Source organism: Marinomonas phaeophyticola (genome assembly GCF_026966905.1).
GTDB classification, from domain to species: domain Bacteria; phylum Pseudomonadota; class Gammaproteobacteria; order Pseudomonadales; family Marinomonadaceae; genus Marinomonas; species Marinomonas phaeophyticola.
On the sequence record NZ_JAPUBN010000019.1, the window covers coordinates 316,374 to 335,843 of the forward strand.

Here is a 19,470-nt window from a genome sequence, read left to right on the forward strand (position 1 = left end):
TTTTATATTGTGTAGATAAGTGACCTAGAAGATCTTGTTTAGCTACCACGATAGGTGCTATAGCCATAGGGAGATACCAGTAATGGAACATGGTAATGTGAATTTGGATCATTTATCCCAAAGCGTATGATGATATTCTCAAGAAAATAGGGCTCTTCTTGCTTTACGCCTTTGGCATTAAAGTAATCCTTAATCTCGAATTCAAGTTCGTATTTACCAATGCTAAATATGGCTTGAGGAAGAATGGGATTATCGCAACGCCCATCGCTATTTGTCATCGAAGCGGCAATCTTGATTTTGCGCTCATCTTCTATTTTAAAAAGAGTGATGGCAATGCCTGAGGCAGGTGTTCCACTCATTGTGTCTAAAACGTGAGTCGTTAAATAGCCCATGATACTTTCCTTTCATTTTTTTCTTGCTAGAAACATTAGTTTTAGTTTTTTCTTGATAAATATTCAATCGTTTTTTTATGAAATGAGGGAATCTGAATAAAAAAGTGGGTAATAAAGAGCAGCTACTGAGGCCAGCAACTGCTCTGTGGTTGGTTGGCTTAGTGAGGAATCGCGTCAGTGATGCCTTCAACATACCAGTTAACTTGTGCTAGTTCTGTGTCTGTGAGCGTATGACCTGCTTCAACCACGACTTTGCCTTCATTATTTGTAATCGGTCCTGTGAAAGGGCTGATTTTACCTGAGCGAATATCATCGTAAGTCACTTTGATTTTTGCTTTAACGTCTGCAGGTAAGTTTTCGTTGATGGACGCAATACTTAACATATCGTCTTTAAATCCACCCCAGAAATCAGCGGGTTCGTATGTACCATTGATCACCGCTTCGGTTGTTTTGATGTAGTAAGGAGCCCAATCATCACGGACTGAGAAGATGTGAGCTTCTGGTGCAAAATGGCTCATATCGGATGCTTGGCCAACGGCTCTCATGCCACGTTTTTCTGCGGCAATTAGAGGTGCAGGGCTATCAGTGTGTTGCAGTAAAACATCAACACCTTGGTCCATTAACGCATTGGCCGCATCGGTCTCTTTACCTGGATCATACCAAGAGTTTACCCAAACGATTTTAAATTCAACGTTTGGATTAACGGTTTTTGCAGCCATATAAGCCGAGTTGATATCACGGAATACTTCAGGAATTGGGAATGATCCAATGTAGCCAACCTTGTTTGTTTTCGTCATCATCCCTGCGGCGATGCCTGAAACATAACGACCTTCATAGGTTCGTAAAGCATAAGTGCCTAGGTTTTTAGAGCGCTTATAGCCTGTAGCGTGTTCAAACGTTGTTTTAGGGAAACGTTTTGCTACTTTCAATGTAGGGTTCATGTAACCAAAAGAGGTTGTGAAGATTAAATCGTTACCTGATTTTGCTAATTGTGTAATAACACGTTCCGCATCAGCACCTTCCGCAACGTTTTCAACATAAGAGGTTGTTACTTTGCCTTCAAAGTGTTTTTCGAGTTCTTCACGTCCACGATTATGCTCATAGCTCCAACCATGATCGCCAACAGGGCCAACATAAACGAAACCAACTTTAAATGGGTCTTCTGCTTGGGCTGCTGATATACCAGCGACAAGACCTAGGCCTAATAATAAGCTTTTTAACTTCATTGATTTAACTCCTATACGCTTAATAGCGCTCTACATGATTACACTTAATTTTATGTTTATGACAAGTAGTGCAGCGGATGTTTAACCATACCGATTTGCTACGTTTACATAACTTTATTATTTACGCCATTTGTCTTGGATCGAATGGTTTACCAAGAGATCTCGGTGCGAGTAATTTTTCTTTAAAGTGATCGGCACTAATAATCACCATGACCACGACTGTCGCAACATAAGGCAACATGGCGAGTAAGTTTGGAGAGATATTCCATCCCATGCCTTGAAGGACTAAATGCATAATGCTTGCCAACCCAAAGAGGTAAGCGCCAAGCATAATACGACCTACGCGCCATGAGGCAAATACCACCAATGCTAAGGCAATCCAGCCTCGCCCAGAGGTCATGTTTTCAATCCACATTGGAGTATAGACTAACGACATGTAAGCGCCTGACAGTCCTGCCATTGCGCCCCCAAACATGACGGCACAATAGCGAACACGCAGTACCTTGATACCGATAGCATTGGCGGCATGAGGATTCTCACCAACGGCTTTAATGATCAAACCTATGCGAGTTTTAGTGGCCACATAAGAGACTAGGGCCGCTAAGACAAAAGAGAGATAAACCAATAAATCGTGAGTAAAAAGAATGTGACCGATAAAAGGGATATCGGATAATACTGGAATAATAAGAGGTTGGAAGCCTTGGACTGTCTGGCCGACAACACCTGAGCCAACGAAAGCACTTAAGCCAGTACCAAAGATGGTCAGTGCTAAGCCTGTCGCTACCTGATTAGCACCAAGATGCAGTACTAAAAAGGCAAAAATCAGACTCATAAACATACCGATGATAATAGCGCCAATCACCCCTAAACCGACAGAGCCAGAGGAGTACGCCGCCAGAAAACCAACGACGGCCCCCATGAGCATCATTCCTTCTTGACCTAGATTTAATACGCCCGATTTTTCACAAATTACCTCTCCTAAAGCAATCAGCAGTAATGGTGTACCGGTTTTGATGGCGGCAAAAAGAACTTGAGACAATAATTCAGCGTCCACGAGTTACTCCTGAATAGGGTTGTTGTTAGTAATGAATGAAACTCGATAACGAATAAAAAAGTCGCAAGCAAGTAGGAAAAATAGCAAGACGCCTTGGAACATACCTACTACAGCCGTAGGTACGCCAATTTCAATTTGTGCTAAATCGCCACCCATATAGAGAACCGCCATAAATGTGGCTGATAGCAATGCCCCTAAAGGATGTAATCGACCAAGGTAGGCGACTATGATGGCAGAGTACCCGTAACCAGGAGAAACACTGGGAATGAGCTGCCCTATTGGTCCAGTCACTTCGGCAACGCCAGCGAGGCCGGCTAATGCGCCAGCAAAGAGCATCACAATCCAACTGATTTTCTTACCATTAAAACCAGCGTACCGAGCAGCAGGTTCATCCTCACCAAACACTCGAATTTGAAAACCAATATGACTTTTATTCAACAAAACCCATGCACCGATGGCCGCGAAGATAGCGAAGATGACACCAAGATGAATCCTTCCTTCATCGAATAGAATTGGCAAGGTTGTTATATCTGAAAATAGAGCGGACTCAGGAAAACCGTAGCCTTCAGGGTCTCTTAATGGCCCATGTACTGCCCAAAGTAATAGATAAAGGGCAATATAATTAAACATAATCGTCGTAAGTATTAAGTTTGAATTAAATTTCAGTTTTAAGTAGGTTGGAATAGCCGCCCACAACATGCCTGAGACAACGCCGCAAATCAATGTGATGGGTAAGGCTAATACAGAAGAAGAATCGATAAAAGCAAGGGCGGCAGTACTTCCTCCCAATGCTCCCATTAGTAATTGACCTTCTGCTCCAATGTTCCATAGATTTGCTCGGTAGCATAATGACAAACCTACTGCACATAAGAGTAAAGGTCCCATTTTCACAAACATTTCTCCGATATTGTACATATCAGATAAGGGGGCAATAAGTAGTACCTGCATGGCTTGGAGCGGATCTTTACCGATGGCTGAAAATAGTACTGAGCCAAAAATAAGCGTTAAAAAAATGGCTAAAAGGGGTGATGCGATCTTCATTAATGTGCTTTGCTCGATTCTTGCTTGCACGCGGATCATAGTACTGTCTCCTGTGAGTCAGAAATAAAGCTACCGGCCATCCATAAACCTATTTGTTCAATATCAGTTTCATCGGTTTTGACGATAGGAGATAGATAGCCATCACATATTGATCCGATTCGATCGGCCAGTAGAAACAGTTCATCTATATCTTCTGAAACCAGTAATATGGCAGCGCCCTTGTCTCTTAGTTCAAGTAGAGATTGATGTATCGATAATGCGGCCCCGACATCAACGCCCCAGGTAGGGTGTGCACAAATGAGCACGATGGGGTTCTGTCCGATTTCTCGACCCATAATGAATTTTTGTAAATTACCCCCACTTAAACTTTTTGCTTCAGAGAATTCTCCGTGACATTTGACTTTGTAATCCTTAATGAGACTTTGAGCATAAGTCTGAACTTTTTTCCAATTCACCATGCCATTACTAACGAAGTCTTTGCTTTGGGTGAGGAGGGTGTTTTCACTAAGGGTCATTTCAGGAACCGCGCCACGACCAAGGCGTTCTTCTGGCACATTGGCCATACCCAATTTGCGTCTTTCTCCTGCATCAAATGCCCCAATATCTTGTTGATTTAGGAAAAGCATATTGTCAACAGAGCGACCGTCTTCACCACTTATTGCTGCCATTAGCTCATCTTGTCCATTGCCCGCAACGCCAGCAATACCAAGAATTTCACCGGCTTTAAGGGAAAAATTTACCTGTTTAAGCGAGGTGCCAAAAGGTTGTTTAGTGGGTAAGGTAAAATCTTTAGCTTCCAGAATAATCTGTTGGCCTTCTTTTTTGGAGTAGCCCGCATCTTGGTCTGCCAAATCCCCAACCATCATTTTAGCGATACTTGAAGGGGACTCATCTTGAGGAGAGCAGGTACTGATGACTTTACCGCCACGAAGGATAGTGGCTTTTTGGCATATTTCAGTTACTTCATGCAACTTATGACTAATAAATAGAATGCTACAGCCTTCGTTTGAAAGTTTCTTTAGCACAACAAATAAGCTTGACACCTCTTGAGGAGTGAGTACTGATGTGGGTTCGTCTAAGATCAGTAATTTTACCGATTGTACTAAGCAACGAAGTATTTCAACTCGTTGCCTTTCTCCTATTGATAAGGAATGGATATAACGGCTAGGGTCAACGTCTAATCCATAAATTTTGGAAAGCTCAGTAATTTTGTCAGCCAAATTATCAATTGAGGACAATTGCTTTTTACTTAGGCACAGCTCAATGTTTTCTGTAACCGTTAGTGTTTCAAAAAGAGAAAAGTGTTGGAACACCATTCCGATGCCTAAATCACGGGCGTCACTGGGGGATTTTATTTGTACTATATCTCCATCCCAAAGTAATTCGCCTTTATCTGGTGAAACAACGCCATAAATCGTTTTTACTAATGTGCTTTTACCCGCTCCATTTTCTCCTAATAAGGCGTGAATTTCACCGGGTTGTAAAGACAAATTAATGGCGTCATTTGCAAGACAACCCGGATACTGCTTGGTTATATTACGTAATTCAATTCGATAGTCAGTGTGATCTGAAGATATTGTCACAATGTGTTCTCTATACAATAAGTCATTAAAGAATGACTAAGTTTTTGTTAAATTCAAAAAAGCGTATCGCAACCTATAAATGAAAATGATTATTTATAGTGCGTAAAAAAATAACATGACCTTTTTGGTGCGCTGACAGATCAATATAGATACAAATTGATCATTAATACAGGTAATGCAAAAAACAATTGAAACTTTGGTTTCAGTTATTCAATATATGTGCCAATAGTTTTATTTTTACTGTGTGCATTTATAAGGTTAGATAATACGTAACTTTCTAATAATTGTCTTCTTGGTCAATATTAAATGCCATAAAAAATAGTTAAAAAATGTCATATAGGTAAGGTGAAGTACATTTATGAAAACTTACGAAAGAAATCTTATTGGTTATGGAAAACAGACACCCAATCCAAAATGGCCTAATAATGCTCGTTTAGCCGTTCAATTTGTGTTGAATTATGAAGAGGGTGGGGAAAATAATATTTTAGAAGGTGATGCGGCCTCAGAGGCGTTTTTATCAGAAATGGTTGGCGCGGATGCTCGCAAGGGGGTTCGCCATATGAGCATGGAATCCATATATGAATATGGAAGCCGTGCGGGAGTTTGGCGAGTACTTAAACTGTTTAAAGACTATGATATTCCTTTGACTGTCTTTGCCGTTGCTATGGCATTAGAGAAACACCCCGAGGTAGCCGCCGCGTTTGTTGAGGCGGGTCATGAGATATGCAGCCATGGGTACCGATGGATTGACTATCAGTATGTTGATGAGGATACAGAGAGAGACCATCTCTATAAAGCAATTGACATTATTAAAAAGGTCACTGGCCAGCGACCTTTGGGTTGGTATACAGGTAGGACGGGGCCCAACTCTCATCGACTAGTCGCGGAAGAAGGTGGGTTTTTATATAACGCTGATGACTATAGTGATGACCTTCCCTTTTGGCGAGACGATCCAAATGGACCTCAATTGATCATCCCATACACTTTAGATACGAACGATATGCGGTTTGCTGCTATGCAAGGGTTTAATACAGGGGAGCACTTTTTTCAGTATTTAAAAGATGCCTTTGATACCTTGTATCAAGAAGGCGCGTATGCTCCCAAAATGCTGTCAATTGGGCTTCATTGCCGTTTGATTGGGCGCCCGGCTAGAGTTGCTGGCTTAAAGCGTTTCCTTGAATATATTCAGTCCCATGACGATGTATGGTGCTGTAGACGAATTGATATTGCTCACCATTGGAGAGAACATTTTCCATATGAAAGTCGCTCATCGGATTCTGAACACAAAGAAGGGGTATGATTTATGATACTACTTAATAAGCCTAGCGAACTGTCCTACGAAATATTTATGGATGTATTTCAAGGTATTTATGAGCACTCGACCTGGGTCGCGGAAGCCACTTGGCGCGCTATTAGTACAGTTGAAGATAGATCTGTTTTTGATGACGTTGAATATTTGTCTCGTACGATGCAAAAAATTGTCGATGACTCAAGTAAAGAAAGTAAACTTGCCCTATTAAATGCTCATCCTGATTTAGCGGGTAAAGCCGCATTAGCTGGTGCATTAACGGCGGATTCTACGAATGAACAAGCAGGCGCAGGATTGGATACCTGTACTGAAAATGAATTAGCGCTTTTTCATAAATTGAACTCAGCCTACAAGGAAAAAAATGGCTTTCCATTTATTATGGCCGTCAAAGGTGCGAGCAAGTATGCGATTTTAGACGGTTTTGCTAAACGTATTGAAAATGATACCGAGACAGAGTTTTTGCATGCTGTAGGGGAGGTTCATAAAATTGCATTCTTTAGGCTGCAAGAAAAATGATTAAGTGAGCATCTAGTTTCTCTAGAGCAATGCTACTTGTGAAGAGTTGGTCTATAATAGTGTTAGCTAAGTATCAATTATTAAACATTTAATTTTTCATGATATAAGTTGAATAGGCCGCTCACTTGAAGTACTTTTCAAAGAAAATAGACGATATTTTGTATTCAGGGATTACGGATAGATCCGATGATAGCTTGTATTATCTACAAATCATTAATCTATCTTATATCCTAAGTTTATCTGGCATTGCTTTTTTGTGTGTTTTTTTTGTGTTTGTATCACAATGGCCGATTGTTTGGTTTCAGATGATATCCGTTTTTATTGGTATTATGGGATTTAGACTCAACCTAAAAGGGTTTCATAGTAAATCGGCTGTTTTTTTGCCGTTTTTTTTAATTGGTTACCTCTTAATAAGTTCATTTTTCTTTATTGGTGCTAATAGCGATTTGCATTGGGCTACTTCCCTATATCCAATTTATTCTTTTACCGTGTTTCAAAGAAAACATTATTTAAAAAGAATTTACCTTGTTTTGCTTGGTTCTATTGGCTTTTTTCTGTGTGAATTTATTGCGCCAGAGACATCCATATTGGTTACGCCTCAACAGCAAGTATGGCTCAGTGCTTATACTTTTTGTATCAGTATGATTTTTGCTTCTTTAATTATGAATCTATTGATTAGTCGGCTTATTAAAGCTAACCAGCATTTAAAGCACTTAGCTGAAGTGGATGAATTAACAGGGATTTCAAATCGAAGAAAAGTACTTGCAGACGCCGTAGATGTTTTTGCCGGTTCTTCTTTTAATGGAAAAAAATGTTCTTTTGCCATCATCGACTTAGACCATTTTAAGAAGATTAATGATACCTATGGTCATGACGCGGGAGACTTAGTATTGCGTGAAGTAGCACAACAGATGGCAACGAAAATGGATGCTAGTTTTAAATTGGGGCGCTATGGTGGAGAAGAATTTGTGATTGTCATGCCAGACACGGATGTATTAAGTGCCGAGCAAAGTATGGAAGCAATGAGAGCAAATATTGAAGATCTGCAAATTGAAACGAAACAAGGCATTGTGGTGCCCGTCACGGTTAGTATTGGTATTTCGTCTATTAACTTTAATACCATGAGGTATGAAGAGGTTCTGTCCGAAGCGGATCAGGCGCTTTATCTTGCAAAAGATGAAGGTCGTAATAGAGTGAAAACCTACTCTATCTATTAACACCAAAAGTCATTTTACTTCTAATCAAATTTTGAGTTCCTTATGAAAGAAATAATAAAGATTCGCATTTTGCATAAACATGCGGATTTTTTAGTTGTGCATAAACCCCATGGAATGAGCTTTCATGCAGAATCTGAATCTATTGGCTTTATTGAGTCCCTTTATACTATCACATCGTATAAAGAGCTCTTTCCTGTGCATCGATTAGATAAGATGACTTCTGGGTTGTGTGTGGTGGCTTTAAATAAATCTGCCGCCCAAGCGTTTGGACGCTTATTCGAGGAAAGAAGGGTGAGTAAGCTGTATGTTGCTATTTCTGATAAAAAGCCCAAGAAAAAGCAAGGTCTTATTAAAGGTGGTATGTCTCCTAGTAGAAGAGGGCAATGGAAACTGACGCAAACGGATGTGAATGTGGCTGAAACGCGGTTTTATTCTATTTCAATATCTCCAGGAAAACGTTTGTATTTTCTTGAGCCAAAAACAGGAAAAACGCATCAATTGAGAGTGGCAATGAAAAGTATCGGTGCGCCAATTTTAGGTGATACTCGTTACGGAGGTTCCGAGTCAGACAGAGGTTATCTGCACGCTTGTTATTTATCTTTTTTATGGAAAGGTGAAATGGAAGCCTATTTTCTTCTGCCAGAAGCAAGTGACAGCTTTAATAGTGAGTCAACCCTTCTAATTCAGCAGTTTTATGATAAAAAGTTAAATTTGATCGAATAAACAATAAGATTATTCTCTCTGAGTGGCTGTTAACATGTAAAATGGGCGCCAGAGGTATTTTTATGAAGAACGTATTACTTTATTGTCGACAGGGTTTTGAAAAGGATTGCGCTGCAGAAATTTCAGATTTGGCCAATCAAGAAGGGTTTTATGGTTATGCAAAAGTAACTGAAAACTCAGGGTTTGTTTTATATGTAATGGATCAAGATGATGCTGGCGAGCGTTTAATTGAAGGTTTAGATTTTAATAATTTAATTTTTGCTCGCCAAATTATTGCGGTTAATGATGTTTTGGAAATGTCTCAAGGGACTCGAGTGGAGTCTTTGCTTGAAGCCGCTCGTTCATTGCCCCTTGCTGAAGATTTATGGATAGAAACAGCGGATACGAATGAAGCGAAATCTTTATCTAGTTTGATTAAGAAGTTTGAAAAACCCTTAAGAGCGGGTTGGAAAAAATCTGGTTTAATCCGTACTAAAGCTATCGGGGTTCGCCATCATTTGTTTTTACTGGATGGCGAGTCCGCTTACTTAGGTGTGTCCTATGCGTCTTGTAGAAGCGACCATTTAATGGGTATTCGTCGATTACGGTTTCCTTCTGCGGCCCCTAGTCGCTCAACGTTAAAGTTGGAAGAGGCTTTTCATCAATTTATCCCAGCGCATCAGTGGGATAAGCATTTGTCTGAAGGTTTAGTGGCTGTCGATTTGGGTGCGGCTCCTGGAGGGTGGACTTGGCAATTTGCTCAACGAGGGATTCATGTTATTGCAATTGATAATGGACCAATGCAAAAGGCGTTGATGGCAACGAATTTAGTTGAGCATGAGAAGTCAGACGGCTTTAGGTATCAACCTAAACGTCCAGTTGATTGGTTAGTATGTGATATGATTGAAACACCGATGCAAGTGGCTTCATTGATGTCAAAGTGGTTGGTTAAAGGGTGGACCAAAAAAACGATTTTTAACCTTAAATTACCAATGAAAAAGCGCTATCAAGAAGTGGATCAGTGTCTTGAGTTCATGCATTCAGAATTGAAGCAGGCAGGCATATCGTATAGCTTACAAGCAAAGCATTTGTATCATGATCGCGAAGAAATAACGGTCTGTATTATTACGCGTTAATCCAAATATCCTGATCATAAAAAGCCCGCTTTATGTTGTGTAAAGCGGGCTTTTATAGTTTAGAGGCTGTCTTTAGGGTTGAAGGGGTAATACCCCATCGCTTCCTCCATTAACGCATCTCTTTGGTAGATATCTTGGCGGAACTCTGGCATTCCGTTTTCATTAGGAACAACGGTAAAGTAAACCAAATAAACAGGGAGTTCTTTCGGTAAGGAAATGACATTTGTTGCTTTGGACTGTTTTGCCTTTGATAGCTCATTCGCTCGTTTTGTATTTGAGGATACTAACAGTTGTGCAAATTCCTCAGGTCGCTCTAGCCTAATGCACCCAGAACTAAATGCTCTAATGTCTTCTTTAAAAAGATGTTTGGCAGGAGTATCGTGTAAATAAATGTCGTTTTTGTTTGGAAACATGAACTTATAAGCACCAAGTGCATTACCATCATCTGGAGTCTGCTCAAACCGATATCTTAAGTTACTGTGGTCGACTTTAGACCAGTCAATGGATGAAGGGTCCAATTGTTTCGCCCCAACAGTCCAGCTCGAAAATACTTGATAGCCATGTTTGGTTAAGTAGTTAGGGTCTTGGTGTATTTTAGGTAGCAAGGTTTCTTGGGCGATTCTATGGGGTACTCTCCATGTTGGATTCGTCACCATATAGGTCATGTTGCCTTTAAATACAGGCGTTTTACGCTCATTTTTACCTATGACTGCTTTCATTGTTGAGTGTCGATCATTAAGATAGGTGTGAACTTTGTAATCGGTTAAATCCACCCATATTCGCTCAGACTCTAGTATCGAAGGTAGCCATCTCCAGCGCTCTAAATTGTAAGCGATTTGTTGCGCTCGAACTTTTACTGGGATATTGAGCATTTCAATCGTTTGAGCACCCGCTTGTCCATCAGCAGTTAAGTCGTGACGCTTTTGAAACTGAATCAAGGCAAGTTTTAGTTTTTCATCAAAGACATCTTCATTGGTTTTTCGTGTTGAAAAGCGAATGTCACCTAGCTGAATTAATCTTGCTCTTAGTTGGGCAACACGCTCGCCTTGATCTCCTGACGTTAATGGTACTCCTGCCTTGATGCGAATGTCTGGTTCTTTATTATTAAGGTTCTGGTAATAAATTAACCACTTTTGCAATACTTGATAGTTTGGATGTCTCGGGGCTAGCAGAGGTAAAAAGTTGATCATATCGGAAGTGTTTTCTAAGAAAAGGATCTCCGACCAATCGTTTGTAGGTGCATCTAATTGCCAGTTTGGGTCAATTAGCTGTGGTTCATAACGCCCAATACTTAAATCGTGTGCATAGCTGGAAAATGCAATTGTAGTAATAACGTCTAATTCTGCAAGTTGCTTTTGACTTGGTGTGGCTAACGCCAAATATTCTTTAATCTCTTGGGTATAATAATGTACGGGGTTTAAACCGTGTGTATAAGACTCTTCAAGGATGGTTAATAATTTGTGTATGGCTGGATCAATTTTATCTTTCTGGATCCAGAAGGGGGAATACTCCCTTTGCTCGTAAGCGGATAGGACGGCATTGTTTGGGATCGCTTGTCCAGCGACAGGCGTAAATGCGGTTAACATTAAGGACACTTGTGCTTGAACGTTGGTTTCAATTTGTTTATGGCTTGGTGGCGTTAGAATAAAGGTGTTGTTAGTTTTTGGAGATGAACATGCCGCAAGAATCAAAGATGTAAGGCAAATGCATGCTGTTTTTGTGGTAATCGACCTCATTAAGTCTTCCTTTATGATTGGCTTTAACACTGAGTGAATTTTTCCATGGTGGTTAATAGTAAAATAGCCTCTTCTTTATTGCTACCGCAAGTTTCTAGGTGCGCATTAAAGTCAAAGCATACTTTTGGGCGAGACTCTGAATTAAAAAGTGCACAGTTCATGTTTTCTAATAAATGAATGCATTTTACACCTGCAGGTTTGCCATTGGGCATGCCGGGAATAAAGCTGGTGATTGAAGGGGATATGCAGCAAGCGCCACAATTTGAACGGCATTCCATACAATGAGTCCTTGTTAATAGATACTGCGAATGTTTAAATCATTGTTATACTAAGGATGGTAACATTAAAGTTATGTAAAACTCTGTTCTTTACTGTAAATGTATTGAAACCAGAATCATGTAGTTAGATGAACGTAAGCAAAGAGATGTGATCCGTGAAAAATAAAATATTATTGGTTGAAGATAGTCCTGTAGTATTGAAGGTTCTTCGATATCTGGTATCACAAAATGATTTGTTTATTCCTGTGTTGGCAAAATGTTATGCCGAAGCTCTGGAATGTCTAAAAGAGCATTCCGATGATTTCTTTGCGGCTGTAGTTGATTTAAATTTACCTGATGCTGAAAATGGTGAGATCGTTGATTTAGTGCTAGATCGGCAGATCCCCTGTATTGTTTTAACGGGTAATTTTGATGATGATTTACGTTTAAGACTACTGAATAAAGGTGTTGTTGATTACATTACGAAAGACAGTCGCTATTCTTTTAATCACGTTATGAAGGTTCTTGATCGATTAGAAAAAAATAAACGTATTAAAGTGCTCGTCGCGGAAGATTCCTCAACAAGTCGTTTATTTATTAAGATTCTACTACAGCAGTATCAGTTTCAGGTAGTTGAAGCTGAAGATGGTCAAGAGGCATTAGCGATTCTGGAGCAAGATAGTGCTATCCGTATGCTGATTACTGACTACAATATGCCTTTGATAAATGGGTATGATTTGGTTCGAATGCTAAGACATAATGAGCGATTCAAGGACTTAGTTATTATTGGTTTATCTGCTGAGGGGGATTCTTCGCTTTCAGCAAAATTTATTAAGTCTGGTGCCAATGACTTTTTGAAAAAGCCTTTTTATCACGAAGAATTTCATTGTCGAGTCAATCACAATATTGAAGCACAGGAAATGCTTCAAACCATTAGAGATCTTGCGAATATTGATCCTCTAACGAAATTGTACAATAGACGCTTCTTATTTACTGAAGGTGAATCTCTTTATCAAAAGTCAATTTCATCAGATCGAACTCTAGCGGTTGTAATGCTCGATATTGATTTTTTTAAGCGTGTGAATGATACCCATGGTCACTTAATTGGTGATGCGCTACTGACTGATTTTTCAATGCATTTAAAGAAAAGTTTTCCTGAGGAAATGATTAGTCGATTTGGTGGTGAGGAATTTTGTATATTAATTTCTGTTGAATCCATGAGTTTAATTGTTGAACGATTAGAGCGTTTTTTAAGTGATATTAAAGAAATGACATTTACGGAGAGTGAGATCTGTATTACTTGCAGTGGCGGGTTGTGTTGTGAAATGCAGTCAACATTAAGTCAGGCTATTGAAGTAGCGGATGAAAGGCTGTATATAGCTAAAAATACAGGTCGAGATAGATTTGTGTATGAATAAATAGTGAACATTGAAAATAAGAGGCCCCTCACTTATTGTGAAGGGCCTTTTTTTTAGCCTTTTAGTAACTTTATTAGAATAGGGTTAACAAGGCTTGGATTCGCTTTGCCTTGAGAGGCTTTCATTACTTGCCCAACGAAGAACCCGGTCATTTTCTTTTGTTTGTCCGGTTCTGCAGCACGATATTGATCGACTTGAGCTTGATTGGCATCCAAAATAGTTTGAATCATTTCTTCAATGGCTTTAGTGTCGGTAACCTGTTTTAAGCCTTTGTTTTCAATGATTTCGTCAGCAGTGCCTTCTCCATCCCATATGGCTTGGAAGACATCTTTTGCTGTTTTTCCATTTATTGTATTGTCTTCGATACGTTGTAACAGCAACCCTAAATTTTCTGCGGAAACCGGTGCATCAATAATATCTATCTGGTTTTGATTAAGCAGTTTGCTTAGTTCACCCATTACCCAGTTTGCAGACAGTTTTGGATTTTTGGCAGCTTGAGTAACGACTTCAAAATAATTGGCCATGTCTCTAGAAGAAGACAGTACGTTAGCGTCATATTCGCTTAACTTGTATTCACTCATGAATCGCTGTGCTTTTTGTGCAGGCAATTCCGGCAAAGTAGCTCGAATAGCATCTACGTATTCTTGGGTAAGAATGACTGGCAGTAAGTCGGGACAAGGGAAGTAGCGGTAGTCGTTTGCGTCTTCTTTAGAGCGCATGCTGCGGGTTTCATCTTTTTCCGGGTCATATAGGCGTGTTTCTTGAATGATTCTGCCACCATCTTCAAGGATATCGGCCTGCCTTTCTACTTCAGTATGAATGGCTTTTTCGATAAAGCGGAAAGAGTTGACATTCTTAATTTCTGTTCGAGTACCATATTCTTGTTGGCCTTTAGGTCGTAAAGAAATGTTGACATCGCAGCGCATTGAGCCTTCGGCCATATTACCATCGCAAATGCCAAGGTATGTGACAATGGAATGAATCATTTTCACATAAGCAACGGCTTCTTTGGCGGAGCGAATATCCGGCTCGGAAACAATTTCAAGTAAGGGTGTGCTAGAACGGTTTAAATCGATTCCTGTCATTCCATGGAAATCTTCATGTAATGATTTACCTGCATCTTCCTCAAGGTGTGCTCTTGTAATACCAACACGTTTAACTGTGCCGTCTTCAAGCGTGATATCTAAATGTCCAACACCAACAATAGGATCATCCATTTGGCTAGTTTGATAACCTTTTGGTAAATCTGGGTAGAAGTAGTTTTTACGAGCAAATACCGACTTCATACCTATTTCAGCATTCACTGCGTGACCAAACATAACGGCCATTCGTAATGCTTCTTTGTTTAAAACAGGTAAAGAGCCTGGCATACCAAGGTCAACTAATGCTGTTTGGGTGTTTGGTTCAGCGCCAAAACCAACGGCCGCACCAGAGAAAAGCTTAGATTTTGTGGAAAGTTGGGCGTGAATCTCAAGGCCAATTACAATTTCCCAATTCATTCTTATACTCCTTCCGCTAATGTAGGTGTTTGCGTATGCCAGTCAGTGTTTTGCTGGAATTGATGAGCGACATTTAATAGTTTTGCTTCTGCAAAATAATTTCCCATTATCTGAAGTCCTACCGGCATCTTATCGATAAAGCCAGCTGGTATCGACATAGCAGGAATGCCTGCAAGATTTACGGAAAGAGTGTAAATGTCTTCTAAATACATAGCTACAGGGTCTTGAGTTTTACTATTCAACTTAAATGCTGTGGTAGGGGCAACTGGTCCCATGATTACATCAACTTGAGACAATGCGTCAACAAAGTCTTGCTTTATTAATCGACGAATTTTTTGAGCTTTCAAATAATAGGCGTCGTAATAGCCTTCTGAAAGCGCATACGTGCCGACCATTATGCGTTTTTGTACTTCCGCTCCAAAGCCTTCAGAGCGTGACCTCATGTACATGTCTAACAGGTCTTTAGGGTCATCACAGCGGTGACCAAAGCGTACGCCATCGAAGCGTGAAAGGTTTGAAGACGCTTCCGATGGCGCAATGACATAGTATGAAGGAATGCTTAGATTTAAGTTAGGAAGAGAGATGTCAACGATGGTTGCTCCCAATTTCTCAAACTCTTTTACAGCATCTAAGGTGACTTTAGCTACTTCTTGGTCTAGAGCATCGCCAAAGTATTCTTTAGGTAAACCGATTTTCAAACCTGTTAATGGCTGGTTAAGATGAGCCGTATAGTCTTCTTTTTCAGCCTCAGAGGATGTTGAGTCTTTTTCATCAAAGCCTGCAATGCTGTTTAATATATGAGCACAGTCTTCGGCAGAGCGAGCCATAGGGCCAGCTTGATCTAGACTGGAAGCAAAGGCGATCATACCAAAGCGGGATACTCGTCCGTAAGTGGGTTTTAGACCCGTGATACCGCAAAACGAAGCGGGTTGACGAATGGAGCCACCTGTATCAGTCCCAGTTGCGGCAACAATTAACCCTGCTGCAACGGCCGCCGCCGAGCCACCTGATGAACCACCAGGGACAGCTTCTAGGTTCCATGGGTTCTTGACACTACCGAAAAAACTGTTTTCGTTAGAAGACCCCATAGCAAACTCGTCCATGTTCGTTTTACCTAACATGATGCTGCCAGAATCTAGCATTCTTTGGGTAACGGTTGATTCGTAAGGCGGTACAAAATTGTTCAGCATTTTTGAGGCGCATGTTGTTAATGTATTCTGCGTGCAAAACAGGTCTTTGTGAGCAATGGGGATACCAATTAAAGGATTTTTTTCACCGTTGCTAATGCGAGTATCTGCAATTTTTGCGGCCGTTAGCGCTTTTTCTTCCGTAATGGTAATAAAGCTGTTAATTGATGTGTCGAACTGTTTGATGCGATCAAGAAAGTGTTGGGTTAACTCAACGCTTGAAAACTCTTTCGCACGAAGTTTCTGTGCAAGTAACGTAATGTTTTGGCTGTGCATTTCAGTAAATCCTATTAATCAATAACTTGCGGAACTAAATAAAGGCCGTTCTCTGATTGAGGGGCAATGGCTAAGTACGAATCCCGTTGATTAGACTCTGTTACCGCATCTTCTCTAAGTCTCTGAGTCATTTCTAAAGGGTTGCATAAAGGTTCAACACCATCCGTGTTTACAGACTGCATTTGCTCAACCAAGGTTAATACGCTTGAAATGGATTCTTGGTATTGTTCTGATTCATTGTCAGATAGCGATAGTCGAGCTAAGTGAGCGATTTTTTGCACGTCTTGTTTGTTGAGTGACATATTTCACCTAAATAAATTTAATATGAATGAAAATTAAATAACTTCTATTGTATCTATATAGAAGATGAGTAGAAAGCGTCTAGGGCTAAAAACTCCCTTACAATGAAGAAAAACAAAATAATTTTAAGAAACAAGAAAATAGATGGGGTCAATTTGCAAATTTAATGCCTTTCGGCTTGCTCAAAAGCCTGATGGTTGTTACATTTTCATGCTGTATCGTAATGTATCTATCAGGGTGTAGAAATTCATGTTTAAGAAAATTAGGGGAATGTTTTCAAGTGATTTATCGATCGATTTAGGGACGGCTAATACCCTTATTTATGTTCGTGATCGCGGGATCGTTCTTGATGAACCATCTGTTGTTGCTATTCGTCATAACGGAAATCAAAAAACGGTGGCCTCTGTTGGTACGGATGCGAAGCGGATGTTGGGTAGAACACCGGGTAACATCACCGCTATTCGCCCACTGAAGGATGGCGTTATTGCCGACTTTCATGTAACAGAGAAAATGTTGCAATATTTTATCTCGAAAGTTCATGAAAATAGTATTTTAAAGCCAAGTCCTAGAGTTCTAGTGTGTGTGCCTTGTAAGTCAACTCAAGTAGAAAGAAGGGCTATTAAAGAATCTGCTCTAGGTGCTGGAGCAAGGGAAGTTTATATCATAGAAGAACCTATGGCTGCCGCTATTGGTGCTGGTTTGCCTGTCGCGGAGGCATCAGGTTCTATGGTTATTGATATTGGTGGTGGCACGACTGAAATCGCGATTATTTCATTAAACGGTATTGTTGCCTCGGAATCCATTCGAGTGGGCGGTGATCGCTTTGATGAAGCGATTACAACCTATGTACGTCGTCAATATGGAAGCTTAATTGGTGATGCCACAGCAGAAAGAATTAAAACAGAAATTGGTATGGCCTATCATACTGGTGATGAACTGCAAATTGATGTTCGTGGCCGTAATTTAGCAGAAGGGATTCCTCGTGCTTTTACACTAAGAAGTACGGAAATATTGGAAGCGTTACAGGAACCATTAGCTCAAATCGTTCAGGCTATAAAAGGTGTGCTGGAGCAATCTCCTCCTGAATTAGCTGGTGATATCGCTGAATCTGGTTTGGTTATTACGGGTGGTGGTGCTTTACTCCGAGAAATTGATCGTTTGATTAGCGAAGAAACTGGCTTACCTGTAATTATTGCAGACGACCCATTAACTTGTGTTGCTCGTGGTGGTGGTATGGCGTTAGAAATGATGGATAAACATGCTTCAGAATTATTTACGGCTGATAACGAGTAGAGCTTAGGAGTTTTGTTATTAATAGCTCATTGTTTTTTGAAGGTAAGGTATCGGCGTTACGTTTTGCCTTTTTAGTGTTTCTATCTATTATGATGATATGGGGTGACGCTCGTCACTCTGTATTTTTTCCTTTCAGACCTTATCTTAGTTGGTTAGTCACGCCTATCCAAATAGTTGTCACAATGCCTCAAAAGGTTATCTCTTGGTCCTTTGAACATTTAGCGAGTCGAGAAGACTTGGTTTCAGAGAATCAATCTATTAATCAAGAGCTGCTTGTTCTAAGAAGTCGATTGCAAAAACTGGATTCTTTAAGAGCGGAAAATGTTCGCTTAAGAGAATTATTGGATGCGTCGCAGAAAGTAGAAGAAAAAATTATTATGGCAGAAGTTATTGGCTTTGATCAAAATGCTTACAGCCACAAAATTCTTATCGATAAGGGTTTTTCAACTGGTGCTTATGTGGGGCAGGCTGTGCTTGATGCGACAGGCGTGTTAGGTCAAGTTGTTGAAACAAGTGCTTATAATAGCCGTGTGCTTCTGATAGCCGATGCCAGTCACCAAGTTCCAGTTCAACTTTCGAGAACTGGGTTTCGGAGTATTTTAAGGGGAGTCGGTGACTTAAGGCGTATGGAGTTACTAAGTGTTCCTCATTCTGCTGATGTAAAGAAAGGTGACATTTTAACCACATCTGGATTAGATACGCGTTTTCCAAGCGATTATCCTGTTGGTGTTGTTAGGGCAGTTAGGCATGTTCCAGGAAAACCCTATGCTGATGTGGATGTGGTTCCCTTGGCTCAATTAGCCCGTAGCCGTCATATTATGTTGATTGACAAGTCAGAGCGAGTCATAGAATGAAATCAAGCTTTGTTTTTATATTGACATTAATTGTCGGTTTAATGCTTGAAGCCTTAACCTTTCCTGAAACATTGCTGTGGTATCGGCCAGAGTGGGCTCTCTTGGTGATTTTATATTGGGTTATTGCTTTGCCTTTCCGCGTAGGCGTTGGTGTTGCTTGGGTGTTAGGTCTCATGGTTGATCTATTACAGGGTGGAATAATAGGGCAGCATTCACTTACCTATGTCATTATTGCTTATTCTTGCGCTGTTTTTTATAAGCGCTTGCGTATGTACCACCGTTGGCAGCAGGGTATCTTTGTGGCACTGCTGATTAGTCTAAATCAGTTAATTGATTTTTGGATTGATTTCTATGCAGGTAACGCAGAACCAACATTAATGATTTTTATGCCTGCGCTTATTACTGGCTTATTGTGGCCTTGGTCTTTTATCGTTTTGCGAAGTGTTCGTCGTATGTACTCTATCCGTTAAGGTT

General features: G+C 40.3%; 19 protein-coding genes. 9 read left to right on the plus strand and 10 right to left on the minus strand.

Translation table 11 applies throughout. From position 1 onward, the window contains the following. Positions 1-38 precede the first annotated feature (38 nt). The 5 genes from uraH to O1D97_RS15655 all read right to left on the minus strand — a co-directional run bounded on the left by uraH (position 39) and on the right by O1D97_RS15655 (position 5,296). On the minus strand, positions 39-392 hold the full coding sequence (gene uraH / locus O1D97_RS15635; RefSeq protein ID WP_269127100.1) for a hydroxyisourate hydrolase: 354 nt from the start codon (positions 390-392) through the stop codon (positions 39-41). A gap of 158 nt (positions 393-550) precedes the next feature. Then, on the minus strand, positions 551-1,618 hold the full coding sequence (locus O1D97_RS15640; protein ID WP_269127101.1) for a BMP family ABC transporter substrate-binding protein: 1,068 nt from the start codon (positions 1,616-1,618) through the stop codon (positions 551-553). A gap of 121 nt (positions 1,619-1,739) precedes the next feature. Continuing rightward, positions 1,740-2,672: an ABC transporter permease gene (locus tag O1D97_RS15645; protein ID WP_269127102.1), complete on the minus strand. Its 933-nt coding sequence runs from the start codon at positions 2,670-2,672 to the stop codon at positions 1,740-1,742. Between the two features lie 3 nt (positions 2,673-2,675). Then, on the minus strand, positions 2,676-3,752 hold the full coding sequence (locus tag O1D97_RS15650; RefSeq protein WP_269127103.1) for an ABC transporter permease: 1,077 nt from the start codon (positions 3,750-3,752) through the stop codon (positions 2,676-2,678). Continuing rightward, positions 3,749-5,296 (minus strand): ABC transporter ATP-binding protein, encoded by a 1,548-nt coding sequence (locus O1D97_RS15655; RefSeq protein ID WP_269127104.1) that lies wholly within the window; start codon positions 5,294-5,296, stop codon positions 3,749-3,751. The genes O1D97_RS15650 and O1D97_RS15655 overlap by 4 nt, the downstream gene beginning before the upstream one ends. Positions 5,297-5,654: 358 nt before the next feature. Here O1D97_RS15655 and puuE point away from each other — a divergent pair, with 358 nt between their 5' ends. The 5 genes from puuE to rlmM all read left to right on the plus strand — a co-directional run bounded on the left by puuE (position 5,655) and on the right by rlmM (position 10,176). Then, positions 5,655-6,596 (plus strand): allantoinase PuuE, encoded by a 942-nt coding sequence (gene puuE / locus O1D97_RS15660; protein WP_269127105.1) that lies wholly within the window; start codon positions 5,655-5,657, stop codon positions 6,594-6,596. A 3-nt stretch (positions 6,597-6,599) separates the two neighbouring features. Then, a complete protein-coding gene (gene uraD / locus O1D97_RS15665; protein ID WP_269127106.1) occupies positions 6,600-7,121 on the plus strand; it encodes a 2-oxo-4-hydroxy-4-carboxy-5-ureidoimidazoline decarboxylase in 522 nt (173 codons plus the stop codon). A 125-nt stretch (positions 7,122-7,246) separates the two neighbouring features. Further along, complete coding sequence (locus O1D97_RS15670; RefSeq protein WP_269127107.1) at positions 7,247-8,338, plus strand: GGDEF domain-containing protein; 1,092 nt, start codon at positions 7,247-7,249, stop codon at positions 8,336-8,338. Between the two features lie 42 nt (positions 8,339-8,380). Next, positions 8,381-9,061 (plus strand): TIGR01621 family pseudouridine synthase, encoded by a 681-nt coding sequence (locus O1D97_RS15675; RefSeq protein WP_269127108.1) that lies wholly within the window; start codon positions 8,381-8,383, stop codon positions 9,059-9,061. 62 nt (positions 9,062-9,123) lie between these two features. Beyond that, complete coding sequence (gene rlmM / locus O1D97_RS15680; RefSeq protein ID WP_269127109.1) at positions 9,124-10,176, plus strand: 23S rRNA (cytidine(2498)-2'-O)-methyltransferase RlmM; 1,053 nt, start codon at positions 9,124-9,126, stop codon at positions 10,174-10,176. Between the two features lie 59 nt (positions 10,177-10,235). Here the strand turns inward: rlmM and O1D97_RS15685 are convergent, their stop codons facing one another. Beyond that, positions 10,236-11,912, minus strand: coding sequence for a L,D-transpeptidase family protein (locus tag O1D97_RS15685; RefSeq protein ID WP_269127110.1), 1,677 nt, complete (start codon positions 11,910-11,912; stop codon positions 10,236-10,238). A 23-nt stretch (positions 11,913-11,935) separates the two neighbouring features. Continuing rightward, the gene (locus tag O1D97_RS15690) at positions 11,936-12,190 is read right to left on the minus strand and encodes a YkgJ family cysteine cluster protein (protein WP_269127111.1); all 255 of its coding nucleotides are present in this window, start codon (positions 12,188-12,190) and stop codon (positions 11,936-11,938) included. 155 nt (positions 12,191-12,345) lie between these two features. Here O1D97_RS15690 and O1D97_RS15695 point away from each other — a divergent pair, with 155 nt between their 5' ends. After that, positions 12,346-13,587, plus strand: coding sequence for a response regulator (locus O1D97_RS15695; protein ID WP_269127112.1), 1,242 nt, complete (start codon positions 12,346-12,348; stop codon positions 13,585-13,587). Positions 13,588-13,640: 53 nt separating this feature from the next. Here O1D97_RS15695 and gatB read toward each other — a convergent pair whose 3' ends face one another. From gatB to gatC, 3 genes are read right to left on the minus strand one after another with little or no spacing between them, the layout of a single operon-like run. Continuing rightward, positions 13,641-15,086 (minus strand): Asp-tRNA(Asn)/Glu-tRNA(Gln) amidotransferase subunit GatB, encoded by a 1,446-nt coding sequence (gene gatB / locus O1D97_RS15700; RefSeq protein WP_269127113.1) that lies wholly within the window; start codon positions 15,084-15,086, stop codon positions 13,641-13,643. 2 nt (positions 15,087-15,088) lie between these two features. After that, entirely contained in the window at positions 15,089-16,549 is a 1,461-nt protein-coding gene (gene gatA / locus O1D97_RS15705) for an Asp-tRNA(Asn)/Glu-tRNA(Gln) amidotransferase subunit GatA (RefSeq protein ID WP_269127114.1), read from the minus strand. Between the two features lie 14 nt (positions 16,550-16,563). Continuing rightward, entirely contained in the window at positions 16,564-16,851 is a 288-nt protein-coding gene (gene gatC / locus O1D97_RS15710; protein ID WP_269127115.1) for an Asp-tRNA(Asn)/Glu-tRNA(Gln) amidotransferase subunit GatC, read from the minus strand. Positions 16,852-17,098: 247 nt separating this feature from the next. On the opposite strand from gatC, the gene O1D97_RS15715 reads away from it, so the two are divergent. From O1D97_RS15715 to mreD, 3 genes are read left to right on the plus strand one after another with little or no spacing between them, the layout of a single operon-like run. Next, positions 17,099-18,142, plus strand: a complete 1,044-nt coding sequence (locus O1D97_RS15715) for a rod shape-determining protein (RefSeq protein WP_269127116.1) — start codon at positions 17,099-17,101, stop codon at positions 18,140-18,142. 29 nt (positions 18,143-18,171) lie between these two features. Further along, on the plus strand, positions 18,172-18,996 hold the full coding sequence (gene mreC / locus O1D97_RS15720) for a rod shape-determining protein MreC (RefSeq protein ID WP_269127117.1): 825 nt from the start codon (positions 18,172-18,174) through the stop codon (positions 18,994-18,996). Next, positions 18,993-19,466 (plus strand): rod shape-determining protein MreD, encoded by a 474-nt coding sequence (gene mreD, locus O1D97_RS15725; RefSeq protein ID WP_269127118.1) that lies wholly within the window; start codon positions 18,993-18,995, stop codon positions 19,464-19,466. Before mreC ends, mreD begins: the two co-directional genes overlap by 4 nt. Positions 19,467-19,470: the final 4 nt, after the last annotated feature.

Bases quoted from the DNA above. Each gene is read 5' to 3' on its own strand.
- uraH (WP_269127100.1), bottom strand. From the start codon at position 392: ATGGGCTATTTAACGACTCACGTTTTAGACACAATGAGTGGAACACCT.
- O1D97_RS15640 (WP_269127101.1), bottom strand. From the start codon at position 1,618: ATGAAGTTAAAAAGCTTATTATTAGGCCTAGGTCTTGTCGCTGGTATA.
- O1D97_RS15650 (WP_269127103.1), bottom strand. From the start codon at position 3,752: ATGATCCGCGTGCAAGCAAGAATCGAGCAAAGCACATTAATGAAGATC.
- puuE (WP_269127105.1), top strand. From the start codon at position 5,655: ATGAAAACTTACGAAAGAAATCTTATTGGTTATGGAAAACAGACACCC.
- uraD (WP_269127106.1), top strand. From the start codon at position 6,600: ATGATACTACTTAATAAGCCTAGCGAACTGTCCTACGAAATATTTATG.
- O1D97_RS15675 (WP_269127108.1), top strand. From the start codon at position 8,381: ATGAAAGAAATAATAAAGATTCGCATTTTGCATAAACATGCGGATTTT.
- rlmM (WP_269127109.1), top strand. From the start codon at position 9,124: ATGAAGAACGTATTACTTTATTGTCGACAGGGTTTTGAAAAGGATTGC.
- O1D97_RS15685 (WP_269127110.1), bottom strand. From the start codon at position 11,912: ATGAGGTCGATTACCACAAAAACAGCATGCATTTGCCTTACATCTTTG.
- O1D97_RS15690 (WP_269127111.1), bottom strand. From the start codon at position 12,190: ATGGAATGCCGTTCAAATTGTGGCGCTTGCTGCATATCCCCTTCAATC.
- gatB (WP_269127113.1), bottom strand. From the start codon at position 15,086: ATGAATTGGGAAATTGTAATTGGCCTTGAGATTCACGCCCAACTTTCC.
- gatA (WP_269127114.1), bottom strand. From the start codon at position 16,549: ATGCACAGCCAAAACATTACGTTACTTGCACAGAAACTTCGTGCGAAA.
- gatC (WP_269127115.1), bottom strand. From the start codon at position 16,851: ATGTCACTCAACAAACAAGACGTGCAAAAAATCGCTCACTTAGCTCGA.
- O1D97_RS15715 (WP_269127116.1), top strand. From the start codon at position 17,099: ATGTTTAAGAAAATTAGGGGAATGTTTTCAAGTGATTTATCGATCGAT.
- mreD (WP_269127118.1), top strand. From the start codon at position 18,993: ATGAAATCAAGCTTTGTTTTTATATTGACATTAATTGTCGGTTTAATG.